This is a genomic window from Pseudomonas sp. OA65, assembly GCF_017498305.1.
GTDB classification, from domain to species: domain Bacteria; phylum Pseudomonadota; class Gammaproteobacteria; order Pseudomonadales; family Pseudomonadaceae; genus Aquipseudomonas; species Aquipseudomonas zanjanensis.
Genome location: NZ_JAGDEZ010000037.1, coordinates 19,302 through 31,866, shown reverse-complemented (window position 1 = coordinate 31,866; position 12,565 = coordinate 19,302). Strand labels below are relative to the sequence as shown.

14 protein-coding genes are annotated in these 12,565 nt (G+C 61.3%); 9 read left to right on the top strand and 5 right to left on the bottom strand.

Translation table 11 applies throughout. The features are described from left to right. Positions 1–92 precede the first annotated feature (92 nt). Positions 93–410 carry a DUF883 family protein gene (locus tag J3361_RS23730; RefSeq protein ID WP_207966570.1) on the bottom strand — a complete coding sequence of 106 codons (318 nt, stop codon included), beginning with the start codon at positions 408–410 and terminating at the stop codon, positions 93–95. Between the two features lie 161 nt (positions 411–571). Here J3361_RS23730 and J3361_RS23725 point away from each other — a divergent pair, with 161 nt between their 5' ends. Beyond that, a complete protein-coding gene (locus J3361_RS23725; protein ID WP_003181187.1) occupies positions 572–826 on the top strand; it encodes a hypothetical protein in 255 nt (84 codons plus the stop codon). A gap of 7 nt (positions 827–833) precedes the next feature. Here the strand turns inward: J3361_RS23725 and J3361_RS23720 are convergent, their stop codons facing one another. After that, positions 834–1,742 carry a LysR substrate-binding domain-containing protein gene (locus J3361_RS23720; RefSeq protein ID WP_207966569.1) on the bottom strand — a complete coding sequence of 303 codons (909 nt, stop codon included), beginning with the start codon at positions 1,740–1,742 and terminating at the stop codon, positions 834–836. 85 nt (positions 1,743–1,827) lie between these two features. Between J3361_RS23720 and J3361_RS23715 the strand changes: the two genes are divergently transcribed. Beyond that, positions 1,828–2,751: a carbon-nitrogen hydrolase family protein gene (locus J3361_RS23715; protein WP_207966568.1), complete on the top strand. Its 924-nt coding sequence runs from the start codon at positions 1,828–1,830 to the stop codon at positions 2,749–2,751. Between the two features lies 1 nt (position 2,752). Here the strand turns inward: J3361_RS23715 and J3361_RS23710 are convergent, their stop codons facing one another. After that, positions 2,753–3,223, bottom strand: a complete 471-nt coding sequence (locus J3361_RS23710) for an LEA type 2 family protein (protein WP_207966567.1) — start codon at positions 3,221–3,223, stop codon at positions 2,753–2,755. Positions 3,224–3,514: 291 nt separating this feature from the next. Here J3361_RS23710 and J3361_RS23705 point away from each other — a divergent pair, with 291 nt between their 5' ends. The 4 genes from J3361_RS23705 (at position 3,515) to J3361_RS23690 (ending at position 6,548) form a co-directional block, all read left to right on the top strand. Then, positions 3,515–4,231, top strand: coding sequence for a YafY family protein (locus tag J3361_RS23705; RefSeq protein ID WP_060742566.1), 717 nt, complete (start codon positions 3,515–3,517; stop codon positions 4,229–4,231). A 51-nt stretch (positions 4,232–4,282) separates the two neighbouring features. Continuing rightward, entirely contained in the window at positions 4,283–4,624 is a 342-nt protein-coding gene (locus J3361_RS23700) for a nuclear transport factor 2 family protein (RefSeq protein ID WP_053122268.1), read from the top strand. A gap of 251 nt (positions 4,625–4,875) precedes the next feature. Further along, positions 4,876–5,997: a cell division protein ZapE gene (gene zapE, locus J3361_RS23695; protein ID WP_207966566.1), complete on the top strand. Its 1,122-nt coding sequence runs from the start codon at positions 4,876–4,878 to the stop codon at positions 5,995–5,997. A gap of 56 nt (positions 5,998–6,053) precedes the next feature. Then, on the top strand, positions 6,054–6,548 hold the full coding sequence (locus tag J3361_RS23690; protein ID WP_207966565.1) for a GNAT family N-acetyltransferase: 495 nt from the start codon (positions 6,054–6,056) through the stop codon (positions 6,546–6,548). Positions 6,549–6,572: 24 nt separating this feature from the next. Here the strand turns inward: J3361_RS23690 and J3361_RS23685 are convergent, their stop codons facing one another. Together J3361_RS23685 and J3361_RS23680 are read right to left on the bottom strand one after the other, a co-directional pair. After that, on the bottom strand, positions 6,573–8,312 hold the full coding sequence (locus J3361_RS23685; protein ID WP_207966564.1) for a phosphoethanolamine transferase CptA: 1,740 nt from the start codon (positions 8,310–8,312) through the stop codon (positions 6,573–6,575). 416 nt (positions 8,313–8,728) lie between these two features. Then, a complete protein-coding gene (locus J3361_RS23680) occupies positions 8,729–8,902 on the bottom strand; it encodes a DUF6026 family protein (RefSeq protein ID WP_013693491.1) in 174 nt (57 codons plus the stop codon). A 252-nt stretch (positions 8,903–9,154) separates the two neighbouring features. Between J3361_RS23680 and gnd the strand changes: the two genes are divergently transcribed. Genes gnd through J3361_RS23665 form a run of 3 tightly spaced genes read left to right on the top strand, consistent with a single transcriptional unit; the run spans position 9,155 to position 12,494 of the window. Continuing rightward, the gene (gene gnd / locus J3361_RS23675; protein ID WP_347709639.1) at positions 9,155–10,159 is read left to right on the top strand and encodes a phosphogluconate dehydrogenase (NAD(+)-dependent, decarboxylating); all 1,005 of its coding nucleotides are present in this window, start codon (positions 9,155–9,157) and stop codon (positions 10,157–10,159) included. Continuing rightward, positions 10,156–11,676 (top strand): glucose-6-phosphate dehydrogenase, encoded by a 1,521-nt coding sequence (gene zwf / locus J3361_RS23670; RefSeq protein WP_207966562.1) that lies wholly within the window; start codon positions 10,156–10,158, stop codon positions 11,674–11,676. The genes gnd and zwf overlap by 4 nt, the downstream gene beginning before the upstream one ends. Next, entirely contained in the window at positions 11,673–12,494 is an 822-nt protein-coding gene (locus tag J3361_RS23665) for an HAD family hydrolase (protein WP_207966561.1), read from the top strand. The genes zwf and J3361_RS23665 overlap by 4 nt, the downstream gene beginning before the upstream one ends. Positions 12,495–12,565: the final 71 nt, after the last annotated feature.

The window sequence follows — 12,565 nt, the reverse complement described above, 5'->3', positions numbered from 1 at the left end:
AGCATTGAGGCCGGCTGACATACCGCCATCGCGAGCAGGCTCGCTCCCACAGTTTTAATCAGTCTTATAATTGTGGGAACTCTGGAAGAGTGTTAACGCCGCCCCAACAGCAAGCCCACCACCAGCCCGAACCCCGCGGAAATCGCCACAGTCTGCCACGGGTGGCCGCCGATATAGACCTCGGTGGCATCGACCATCGGACGGGTGCGCTCCCGGGCGCTGGCGACCGAATCGAGGGCCTGTTGCAGTTTCTGGGAGATCTGGCCTCGCAGGTCTTCAGCTTCTTCGCCCACCAACGAGGCACTGCTTTTGAGCAGCTTCTCCGATTCTTCAATCAACGCCTTCAGTTCGCTGAAGGCTTGATCCTTGATTTGCTCTCCGTTCGTTTGCACGGTGCCTTTACGGGCCATGGAAGTACTCCTTGTGGATTGATGGCATTGAACAATGGAGTGTTGCGCTTGTACAAAAGTTGCAGCGCTCGGGCCTGATAGGGCCCTCCATCGCAAATCGTGGTTAAGACGTTTCCCTGCAAGGTGTAAGATGGCGCCTATTTACGCAACAGGTAATTCCCATGAGCTTCAATCTGGCTGACAAGCCCCTGGCCGAGCGCGCCGCGCTGGAAGACGAAAAATCCCGACTCTTTGAACTGTGGCAGAACAATTTGGGCAAAGCCAAGGGCGATGCCGCCCGCCTGTTCGGCGAGCGCTCCAAGCGCAAGGGCAAGTGGGCCGAGTGGGTGCGTGCCGAACTGGACGGCATGTCGCCGCCGGAATACGCCAACATGGTGCGCAGTGAAGTCAATCGCCTGATGGCCGCCAACAAGTAAGTAAGCTTCAGGCGAACGTGGCGGTAATGGCCTCGCGAACCTTGATCACCGCTGGGTCCATTTGCGTTTGGGTTCGCCAGCCCAGTTCGATGGGGTAGCGGGGCAAGGCCAGGGGGCAGGGCAGCAAAGCCAGGCCGCTGAGGTCGGCGATGGCCCGGGCGGCGTGGGTCGGAATCGTCGCCACGGCCTGGCTGCCCTTGAGCAGGAACGGCAACGCCGCAAAGTGCGTGGTCGAGGCGCAAACGCGCCGACTCAGGCCAAGCCCGGCCAGCCCCTCGTCGGTGATGCCGATGAAGCCCCCCGAAGACACCAGCAGATGCTCGCGGGCCACGAAGTCCTCCAGGCTGAGGGTTTGTTGGTCTTGGGCCAGGCTCACCGCGTCCAGGAGGCAGGCGTAGTCGCCTTCGCCCAACACCTGGCGGCTGAGCAACCGTTGGGCGAAACCGCCCGCCGTGATCGCCAGGTCAAAGTCGCGCTCCATCAAGGCCCGGCCAACGATCTGGCTGTGGGTCTGGCGGAAAATCAAGCGCAGGCCCGGCGCGCGGCGAGCCACTTCCTCGATCAGGCGGCGTCCATGGGCAATCTCGAAATCGTCCGACAGGCCGACGATGACCGAACGACCGTCATAATGACTGGCGTCCGGGTCGATCATCGCCAGGCTCTGGCGACATTTATCCAGGGCTTCGCTGATCACTGGTTTCAGTTGATTGGCCCGCAACGTCGGTGCCAGCCCCCGTCCCGTACGCACGAACAATTGATCGCCATACACATCGCGAAGCCGGCGCAATGCGGCGCTGATGGCCGATTGCGTTACCCCCAGGCGTACGGCGGCGCGGCTGGCGCTGGATTCGTCATGCAGAGCTTCGAAGATCTTGAGCAGGTTGAGGTCGATGTCAGCGATATTCACGGGGTTCATAACATTTAGCAGTGTTCGGGGCTTTATTCATGATCGGTCGCTGCTTGAGAATCAGCAACACCTGATGATCAAGGAGTTTAAACCCATGCCCAAATCCATTGTGGCTGCCCTGCAGATCGGCTCGTTGCCCGGTGGCAAGGACGAGACCCTGGCGCAGATCCTTTCCTACGAAGACGCCATTCGCCAATCCGGTGCGCGCCTGGTAGTGATGCCTGAAGCACTGCTGGGTGGCTATCCCAAGGGCGAGGGGTTCGGGACGCAACTGGGTTACCGGCTGCCGGAGGGGCGCGAGGCGTTTGCCCGCTATTTTGCCAACGCCATTGATGTGCCCGGCGTGGAAACCGAAGCGCTGGCTGGGCTGTCGGCGCGTTCCGGGACGAGCCTGGTACTGGGCGTCATCGAGCGGGTCGGTAGCACCCTGTACTGCACCGCACTGTATTTCGAACCCGATGCGGGCCTCGTGGCCCGGCACCGCAAGTTGATGCCTACCGGCACCGAGCGGCTGATCTGGGGCAAGGGCGATGGCTCGACCTTGCCGGTGATCGACAGCCAGGTCGGCCGGGTCGGCGCCGCGGTGTGCTGGGAGAACATGATGCCGCTGCTGCGCACCGCGATGTACGCCAAGGGCGTGGAAGTCTGGTGCGCACCGACAGTTGATGAGCGGGAGATGTGGCAGGTGACCATGCGCCATATCGCCCACGAAGGGCGCTGTTTTGTGGTCAGTGCCTGTCAGGTCCAGGCGTCGCCGCAGTCCCTGGGTATCGACGTCGCGCACTGGCCGGCCGAGCGGCCGCTGATCGCCGGGGGCAGTGTGATTGTCGGGCCGATGGGAGATGTGCTCGCCGGGCCGCTGAAAGACACCGCCGGGTTATTGACCGCCGAAATCGACACTGATGATCTGGTGCGGGCACGCTACGACTATGACGTGGTCGGGCACTACGCCAGGCCGGACGTGTTCGAACTGGTGGTGGACGAACGCGCCAAGCCCGGCGTGCGCTTCACGGCGTGATTCACCACGTCGCCGCGGAGCCCGGCAGCTCGAGGGTCCCGCGGTCGACGAAGCGCATCGTGCCGAACATGCCGCCGGCGAGCTTGCCCTTGAGCACATAGGGCAGGTTGTCCAGGCTTTGGGTCTGGCTCAGGCCCAGGGTCTGGCGCAGCACGGAAAACGCCGAAATGCTCACCGGCACACTCAGGACCGCTTCGGAAAAGCGCGGGATCGAACCGGCCTGGTCACTGACCCCGGTCGCCAGGCTACGACCGTTGACCTCCAGGTCCAAGGCCATGCCGTTATAGTCGATGGCGGTTTCGTTGGGGTTCTGCACACGCAGCTTCACGGCGAAGCGCACCTCCAAGCCTTGGTTGGGCAATGGCTCGATGCCGACCACGTTGATGTTCAGCGGGTCACGGTGCGGGAAGAGGGCGCAGGCGCTCAGGCTGAGCATGATCAGGAAAACGGAAAGGCCGAGGATTCTGCGCATGGATAGACTCTCAGTGGATGAAAAAACTCGGAAGCGATTGAGCACGATACCCTGGCGAGAGCGCTTTTGTGGCGAGGGAGCTTGCTCCCGCTCGGTTGCGCAGCAACCGCAACAGCTTGGGCCGCTGCGCAGCCCAGCGGGAGCAAGCTCCCTCGCCACAAAAGCCCACACACCACAAAGACTCATTCCACAGATTCATACCACACTGACTCATCCGTCAAAGGGCTCCTGACAGTTTCTGACACCAGCCTCTGCTAATCTGCGTCATCTTTTCTTTGCGGACAGTCCATCGTGTCGCGTACCACTCGGCTGCTCACTTTGTTGCAAGTCCTGCGGGGCAAGCGTTGCCCAGTCACCGCCGCGACATTGGCGGGGGAACTGAACGTCTCCGAGCGCACCTTGTACCGCGACATTGCCGAACTCACGGCCCTTGGCGCGCCGATCCAGGGCGAGGCGGGCATCGGTTATGTGTTGCGCAGCGGCCTGTTCCTGCCACCACTGATGTTCACTGCCGATGAAATCGAGGCCATTGTGCTGGGCTTGCGTTACGTGGATCAGCGCGCCGACGAGGTGCTGGGCAAGGCCGCCGCCGACGCGCTGGCGAAGGTTGCCGCGGTGCTGGCCCCGGATGTGCGGGACGCGTTGCGCAACCCCACGGTGCTGCCTGGCCCGCCGGGTTATGGCTATCCGCAGAACACCGTGGAGCTGAATGTCTACCGCCAGGCCATTCGCGCCCAGGCCAAGCTGCACATCGACTACGCCGATGTGAACAAGACCCCGAGCCAACGGCTGATCTGGCCGCTGGCCCTGGGCTTTTTCAATGAGGCGCGGGTGGTGGTGGCCTGGTGCGAATTGCGCGGCGCCTATCGGACCTTTCGCACCGACCGGATTGCCTCGGCCACCGAGCAGGGCGAGCGCTATCCAGGCCGGCGCAGCGATTTGCTGCGGGACTGGTTTGCACTGATGAAGCTGGACGAAACCGGGCGTTTCACTCCTGACAAAAACTGACACAACGCTGTTCTAGCATGGTGCCAGATCGATAAAACAAGGAGCCATGCCATGTCCAACCCCGTCTCTTCCCTGGCCCCGGCCATCGCCGGCTACATCGCGGCTGCCAATGCCCGTGACAGTTCGGCGGTGACGCGTTTCTTCGCCGAGGACGCCAATGTCTTCGATGAAGGCCAACACCGTGTCGGCACCCAGGCCATCGCCCAATGGATGGAAGACACCGCCCAGCGCTTCCAGCCGCGCGTCGAGGTCCTCAATGTGCAGCAGCGCACGGGCAAGGTGCTGGTGCACAACCTGATCTCCGGCACATTCCCTGGCAGCCCGCTGGAGCTGCGTTATACCTTCCGGCTCGATGAGCAGGGCAAGATCAGTCGGTTGGATATTTCTATTTAACATCCTGCCCCCTGAAATGAGTGCTGTTGTGCCAGGAGGTGAACGCTGTTGTGGCGAGGGAGCTTGCTCCCGCTGGGCCGGTCCGACGCTTCGGGCGCAGCGGCCCCAAGTTTTTGCGGTTGCTGCGCAACCGAGCGGGAGCAAGCTCCCTCGCCACAGGGGGTCGCGTTGAGTCCACAAGCAGGTGAATGACTCATCACCCCATGCTGTCATGGCATACTTCCCACCTTCGTTTTCCGGATCCGGGCCGTATGACTTTTGACTCCCCCTTGGGTGCCTGGCAGCATGCCATCGAACACCACGGTTTCGTCCAGGATGAGGCCCAGGAATTGGCCATCATGGCCCTGGAACAATGCCACCAGGCGTTACACGAAGGGCGCAAGTCGATCAAGGGCGTTTATCTCTGGGGTCCGGTGGGGCGTGGCAAGACCTGGCTGATGGACCGCTTTTACGAAAGCCTCAAGGTGCCGGCCCGTCGTCAGCACTTCCATCATTTCATGGCGTGGGTGCATCAGCGTTCATTCCAGCTCACCGGCACGCCGGACCCTTTGCAGGCCCTGGCCCGGGAGTTGAGCGCCGAAGTACAGGTGCTGTGTTTCGACGAACTGTTCGTCAACGACATTGGCGACGCAATCATCCTCGGGCGCTTGTTCCAGGTGATGTTCGAGCTGGGCATGGTGATGGTGAGTACCTCCAACCTGCCGCCGGAAGAGCTTTATGCCAACGGCCACAACCGTGAGCGCTTCCTGCCGACCATCACCGCGATCAAGCAGCACATGCAGGTCGTGCCGGTGAACGGCTGGCAAGACCATCGCCAGCACCCGGGCCAATTGCAGCAGCGTTACTGGTTGCGCGATCCAGGGCAACCCGACCCGCTGGGCGATGTCTTTGACCTGTTGACCGCCGGGCAGGTGTCGAGCCGCGCGCCGATCGAAGTGGGCCATCGTCTGCTTGAATCGGTCCAGGCCAGCGATACCGTGCTCTGGAGCCGTTACGCCGACGTGTGCGAACAACCGTTCTCAGCGTTGGATTTCATGGCGCTGTGCGACCGCTTCGGCGTCATCCTGCTCAGTGACGTGCCCTGCCTGAGTGCCGAACAGCGCGAAGGGCGCATTGCCCGTGGTACCGAGGATGGCGTTGAACGGGTCGTGGCCGGTGATCGTGAGTTGCCGCAGTTGTCGGTCCACGACGACGGCGTACGGCGGTTCATTGCCTTGGTCGATGAATGTTATGACCGCAAGGTGCCGCTGTGCCTTTCGGCGGCGGTGCCGATGGATGAGTTGTACACCGAGGGCTATCTGCAATTCCCGTTTCGCCGTACGCTCAGTCGCCTCCAGGAAATGCAAATGCAACGTTTTGGTCAGTACGCCTGACCTGTATCCCGCCGACGGCATTGTGCCGCGGTACTACTGAAGTGAGATGGAAGGTCATGGAAGAAGCCAAGGACATCCTTGTTCTACAAGCCAGCTACACCAACCCGGTCCACGCCGAAGCGATCTGTCATGTGCTTAACGGGTATGCACAGGACCCGATGGGTGGCGGGCATCCGTTGCCGGCCGAGGTGCTGCTGCACCTGCCTGAGGAACTGGCCAAGCGCCCTCATGCCTTCAGCGTGCTGGCGTTCGTCAACGGCGTACCGGCGGGGCTGGTCAATTGCTTCGAAGGGTTTTCAACCTTTGCCTGCCGGCCCCTGGTGAATATCCATGACGTGGCGGTCATGCCGGAATTTCGCGGCCTCGGGTTGAGCCAGAAGATGCTGCAGAAGGTCGAGGACATCGCCCGTCAGCGCGGTTGCTGCAAGATCACCTTGGAAGTACTCGAGGGTAATGCCGTGGCCCAGGCCAGCTACGCCAAGTTCGGCTTTGCCGCCGGCATGTTCGACCCGGCCCACGGAATCATGCAGTTCTGGATCAAGCCCCTGTAAAAGCGCGCTCCTGGTTGGTCGCAATTATTTTTGCACCACTTCAGCCAATGGCGCCTTGGGCTGCATCAGGCTGAAGTCGATCAGGGCCTTGCGCGGGGTTTGATACGGGTTGCCGATCAGTAGCGGACGGTCCTTGAAGTCATCGCTGACCAGGCTCTTGCTGCGATCGAGCTCGTCGAAACTCAAGCCGGCCAAGTCCGCCCAGGTGTGAATCAGGTGCGAGCTGCTGTAGGGCCGCGACAGGTCGCCGGCAAAATTCCAGTCATGGTTTTCGCGCCACTTGGGCGAAGCCCAGGCCATGAAGGGAATGGTGTACATCGGTGCGGTCGGCTTGCCTTCGTTACGACCCAGCGTGCCGTGGCCAGGCGAGTCGAACACGTCTTCACCATGGTCCGACAGGTACAGCAGGAAGCCATTGGGATCGGTCTTGGCATAATCCTTGATCAGGCTGGACACGACGAAGTCGTTGTACAGCACCGCGTTATCGTAGCTGTTGTACGTCGGGACCTGATCGTCACCCAGGCTCGCCGGTACGCCTTGGCGGTCGGTGAACTTGTTGAAGGTCGGCGGGTACCGGTACTGGTAGCTCATGTGGGTGCCGAGCAGGTGCACCACGATCAGTTTGCGTGGGGCGCTGTCGGCCAGGGCCTTGTTGAATGGCTCGATCACATCGCCATCGTACTGCGCAGCATTCTGGTTGCGGTTGTTGTTCAGGTACACCTGTTCGTCGGCCTGTTGGGAAAAGGTCGTGAGCATGGTGTTGCGCTTGGTCATGGTCTGCTGGTTGGTGATCCAGAAGGTCTTGTAGCCGGCCTGCTTCATCATGCTCACCAGCGAAGGTGTGCTCAGGTACAGGTCCGGGCTCTCTTCGTCGGCGAACGTCAGCACCTGTTGCAGCGCCTCGATGGTGTAGGGCCGCGGGGTGATGACGTTGCTGAACACCGAAAGCTGGTCCTTGAGCTTGTCCAGCTCCGGCGTGGTTTCCCGCGGGTAACCGTAGAGGCTCATGCGCTGGCGATTGGTGGATTCGCCGATCACCAGCACCAGGGTGGCCGGCTGTTCAGCCATGGCATCCTTGAGATTGCTCAGAGGAGCAATCTTGCTCGCGCTGTGGAGCATGCCTTGCATGTTCTGCAACTGCTCACCATAACGGCGATAGGCCACCAGCATCTGCCAGGGCACCGCCGGCTCGATTCGATCTTCGAACTTCTCCAGGCCGCCGGCGAAGCTGCCGGTGCGCAGGGTCTGCTTGACCAGCGGATAGCCGACCACGGCGAGCACGATGACGGTTGCCGCTACAAAGGCCTGGCCCCGAGGCAGGTACACCGGGCGCAGGCGAGTCCAGAGCCAATAACCCACGGCGGTATGGGCCAGGAACGCCGCCACCATCCACCAGGCAAAATACTGGGTCAGGTACTCGCCGGCTTCAGACACGTTCGACTCGAACATGATGAAGATGACGCTCTGGGAAAATTCCTGCTGGTAAATGAAGAAGTAGCCCAGGCTGGCCATGGAGCAGGCCCACAGCACCACGCCGATCAATGCGGCGAACAAGCGCGTACGGGCAGGGAAGAGCAACAGGGGCGCCAGCCACACCGCACTCATCACGAACGCTTGGCGAAAGCCGGTGAAACCGGAGGTGTCGCTCAGCAGAATGAGCAGTTGGGTGATGCCCGAGAAGTACCAGAAGAACAGAAACAGCCAGCCGAATCCGGCCCAGTCGAAACCTTTCGCAGTCGTTTTGCTGCGTTTGAACAAGCTCATCAAGCGCTCCAGCCTATATCGACGAAGCTGCCGGCACCGGATTGGTAACCGCAGGCTTGCGCCAAGCAATCTTAAAGGCGGGGAGTATTACGAGGAGGTTGTGAAAAGTTTGTTAGTTTTTCGGTTACAAAACGCAGGTGAGGTGTAAGTGCACCTGTGGTGAGGGCATATCCGTGTGAGCAAGACCTGTGGGGCAAGCCTTGGGAGCATGGCCTGTGGGAGCATGGCTTGCCCGCGATGAACGATAACGCGGTTTGGCTGTTCAACCGCGGCGCGACTATCGCGGGCAAGCCTTGCTCCCACAGAACCTTGCTCCCACAGATAAATGTTCTCGTCACACATGCGCATGGCAGGTTTACATGGAAATGACACCAGTCTGCCCAGCGCCACTTCCCGACGTTATGCCGCTGGGGCGGTTACCGAGCCAGGGACTGGCTCTGGTGGGACAGCTGTGCGTGTTGCAGCTGCATGCGCAGTTGCGTCACTTCATCAAGCAGTAGATCGCGTTCTTCCTTGAGTAGGCGCAATTCATCGCGACGAATGGTCACATAAAGGGTTTGGGGGGGACGTGCGGTAACGACTGGGCCCATTGCTCACCTCGCAAATGGCGTACATCAACTAGAGAGATGTCGCCAGTTTTTTTGGTCGACACCTCTTTATCGGCGCCGATTCTGAATACTTTTGCTCGTGAATGGAACTTTTTTATTTTTCATGGTCGCCGTGTCTTCGGCCGGTTTTTGAACGTTATCCTTTGTGATCGGGCGATTTACCCGGAAACTATGCAGTAATGCTCTGGACTAACCTCCACAAGTCACCTTGAGCTAAACCTTTGACACACCTTTATTTGTAGTAGGGAGCATCAGCACATGCAACTCGGGATCATTGGACTGGGCCGCATGGGCGGCAATATTGCGCGGCGCCTGATGCTCAATGGGCACACCACCGTCGTCTATGACCGCAATACCGCTTTTGTCGAAAACCTGAGCCAGGAAGGCGCCACGGGCGTGGCGGACCTGCCGGCACTGGTCGCCGGCCTGGACAAGCCTCGGGCGGTCTGGGTCATGTTGCCGGCCGGCGCACCCACCGAAGACACCATCAATGTGCTCAGCGAGCTGCTCGAGCCAGGCGATGTGATCATTGATGGTGGCAACACGTACTACAAAGACGACATCCGCCGTGCCCAGGCCCTGTCGGAAAAAGGCCTGAGCTACATCGATGTCGGTACTTCCGGCGGTGTCTGGGGCCTGGAGCGCGGCTACTGCATGATGATTGGCGGTGAGCCCGAGGTCGTGAAACGCCTGGACCCGCTGTTCGACAGCCTGGCACCGGGCATGGGCAATATCCCACGCACCCGTGACCGTAAATCCGACGATGACCGCGCTGAACGTGGCTACATCCACGCAGGTCCGGCCGGTGCGGGGCATTTCGTGAAGATGATCCACAACGGCATCGAGTACGGCATGATGCAGGCCTTCGCCGAGGGCTTCGACATTCTCAAGACCAAATCCAGCGAAAGTCTGCCACCGGAGCAGCGTTTCGACCTGAACGTGGCCGATATCGCCGAAGTCTGGCGCCGTGGCAGCGTGGTCTCGTCCTGGCTGCTGGACTTGACTGCCGACGCCTTGGCCAGCGATCCGAAACTGGAGGGTTTCTCCGGCGAAGTCGCCGACAGCGGTGAAGGGCGCTGGACCATCGAGGCGGCCATCGAGCAAGCGGTGCCGGTGCCGGTCCTGTCCAGTTCGCTGTTCGCCCGTTTCCGCTCGCGCCAGCAAAGCACCTACGGCGACAAAATGCTCTCGGCCATGCGCTTCGGCTTTGGCGGCCACGTGGAGACGCCGAAAAAATGACCTCGATCGCCAGCAAATCCAAGGCAGAACCCGCGCCGCCGACCACGTTGTTTTTGTTCGGCGCCCATGGTGATCTGGTCAAGCGCCTGCTGATGCCGGCGTTGTACCACCTCAGTCGCGACGGTCTGCTGGGCGATGGGCTGCGCATCATCGGGGTTGACCACAACGCCATCAGCGATGTGGATTTCGCCAAGAAACTCGAGGATTTCATCCGCAACGAAGCGGCGAGCAAGGGCGGTGACGCCGCCCGCGCGCTCGACCCGGCGCTGTGGGCCAAGCTGGCCCAGGGCATCAGCTACGTCCAGGGTGATTTTCTCGATGAGGGCACCTACCAGGCGCTGGCGGCAAAAATCGCCGCCAGCGGCACCGGCAACGCGGTCTTCTACCTGGCGACCGCGCCGCGCTTTTTCAGTGAAGTGGTCAGCCGCCTCGGTGCGGCCGGGCTACTTCAGGAACAGGAGGGGGCTTTCCGGCGGGTGGTGATCGAAAAACCCTTCGGTTCCGACCTGCACACCGCCGAAGCGCTGAACGCCTGCCTGCTCAAGGTCATGAGCGAGAAACAGATCTATCGCATCGACCATTACCTGGGCAAGGAGACGGTGCAGAACATTCTGGTCAGCCGCTTCTCCAATAGCCTGTTCGAAGCGTTCTGGAACAACCACTACATCGACCACGTACAAATCACCGCCGCCGAAACCGTCGGCGTGGAAACCCGTGGCAGTTTTTATGAACACACCGGCGCCCTGCGGGACATGGTGCCAAACCATCTTTTCCAACTGCTGGCGATGGTGGCCATGGAGCCGCCAGCGGCGTTTGGTGCTGACGCGGTACGTGGGGAAAAGGCCAAGGTCGTCGGGGCGATCCGGCCCTGGTCGGTGGAGCAGGCCCGGGCCAACTCGGTCCGTGGCCAGTACACTTCGGGTGAAGTCGGCGGCAAGGCGGTAACCGGTTATCGCCAGGAAGCCAACGTGGCTCCCGACAGCAACACCGAGACCTACGTCGCCCTCAAGGTCATGATCGATAATTGGCGTTGGGTAGGCGTGCCGTTTTACCTGCGCACCGGCAAGCGCATGAGCGTGCGGGACACGGAGATCGTCATCTGTTTCAAGCCGGCGCCTTACGCGCAGTTTCGCGACACCGAAGTCGACGAACTGCAACCGACGTACTTGAGAATCCAGATTCAGCCCAATGAAGGCATGTGGTTCGACCTGCTGGCCAAGCGGCCGGGGCCGGCCCTCGACATGGCCAATATCGAATTGGGCTTTGCCTACAAGGATTTCTTCGAAATGCAGCCATCCACGGGTTACGAGACCCTGATCTACGATTGCCTGACCGGCGACCAGACCCTGTTCCAGCGCGCCGACAACATCGAAAACGGCTGGCGCGCCGTGCAGCCATTCCTCGATGCCTGGCAACAGGACGCGACGGTCCAGCCCTACAAAGCCGGTGAAGATGGCCCGGCGGCCGCCGATGACCTGCTGACCCGCGACAGTCGCGTCTGGCATGGCCTCGGATGAGTGGCCTGCTGAAGCACCCCATCCGATTGTTACTCAGCGACATGGACGGCACGCTGCTGCTGCCTGATCACAGTCTCAACCAGCGCACCATTGAAGCGGTTCGCTCGTTGCGTGAGGCCGGTGTGCTGTTCAGCCTCGCCACCGGGCGACCGCCGCGGGCCATGTTGCAGCAGATCGAGGCCTTGGGTGTCGACCTGCCTACGGCGGCGTTCAATGGCGGCACGCTGGTTCATCCCGACGGCAGCTTCCTTGCGGTCCATTACCTGCCGCCCGAGGCCGCGCTGGCCACGCTGGCGTTGTACGCCGATCAGCCGGGCATCGAAGTCTGGGTATTTGCCGATGGTGATTGGCTGGTGCGCGACGCCAACGGCCCGATGGTGCCGGTGGAGACACGGGGCCTGGGCTATCCGCCGGTAGAGGTCGAGAGTTTCGAGCCGTATCTGGAGCGGATCGATAAGATTGTCGCCACCAGCGCCAACACCGACCTACTGGTGGAGTTGGAAGCTCGGCTGCACCCGCTGCTCAAGGGCCAGGCCCAGGTGTCGCGTTCGCAACCGATCTATCTGGATGTGACGGCGATGAAGGCGAACAAAGGTGAGGCGTTGTCGACGCTGGCCGAGTTCCTGGGCGTGCCGTTGGAGCAGACCGCAGCCATGGGCGACGGTGGCAATGACCCGGCGATGTTTCACCGGGCGGGATTGTCGATTGCCATGGGGCAGGCGGAAGAGGCGATCAGGCGCCAGGCCGATGTCGTGACCGCCGCCGTGACCGAAGACGGTGCGGCCTTGGCGATCGAGCGGTACATCCTGCCGCGATAGACCGCCCAGGCCTTTGGGGAGAAGGGGAATTTATTCCCACTGTGGGAGCAAAGCTTGCTCGCGAAACAGGC

Bases quoted from the DNA above. Each gene is read 5' to 3' on its own strand.
- J3361_RS23730 (WP_207966570.1), bottom strand. From the start codon at position 410: ATGGCCCGTAAAGGCACCGTGCAAACGAACGGAGAGCAAATCAAGGAT.
- J3361_RS23725 (WP_003181187.1), top strand. From the start codon at position 572: ATGAGCTTCAATCTGGCTGACAAGCCCCTGGCCGAGCGCGCCGCGCTG.
- J3361_RS23720 (WP_207966569.1), bottom strand. From the start codon at position 1,742: ATGAACCCCGTGAATATCGCTGACATCGACCTCAACCTGCTCAAGATC.
- J3361_RS23715 (WP_207966568.1), top strand. From the start codon at position 1,828: ATGCCCAAATCCATTGTGGCTGCCCTGCAGATCGGCTCGTTGCCCGGT.
- J3361_RS23710 (WP_207966567.1), bottom strand. From the start codon at position 3,223: ATGCGCAGAATCCTCGGCCTTTCCGTTTTCCTGATCATGCTCAGCCTG.
- J3361_RS23700 (WP_053122268.1), top strand. From the start codon at position 4,283: ATGTCCAACCCCGTCTCTTCCCTGGCCCCGGCCATCGCCGGCTACATC.
- zapE (WP_207966566.1), top strand. From the start codon at position 4,876: ATGACTTTTGACTCCCCCTTGGGTGCCTGGCAGCATGCCATCGAACAC.
- J3361_RS23690 (WP_207966565.1), top strand. From the start codon at position 6,054: ATGGAAGAAGCCAAGGACATCCTTGTTCTACAAGCCAGCTACACCAAC.
- J3361_RS23685 (WP_207966564.1), bottom strand. From the start codon at position 8,312: ATGAGCTTGTTCAAACGCAGCAAAACGACTGCGAAAGGTTTCGACTGG.
- J3361_RS23680 (WP_013693491.1), bottom strand. From the start codon at position 8,902: ATGGGCCCAGTCGTTACCGCACGTCCCCCCCAAACCCTTTATGTGACC.
- zwf (WP_207966562.1), top strand. From the start codon at position 10,156: ATGACCTCGATCGCCAGCAAATCCAAGGCAGAACCCGCGCCGCCGACC.
- J3361_RS23665 (WP_207966561.1), top strand. From the start codon at position 11,673: ATGAGTGGCCTGCTGAAGCACCCCATCCGATTGTTACTCAGCGACATG.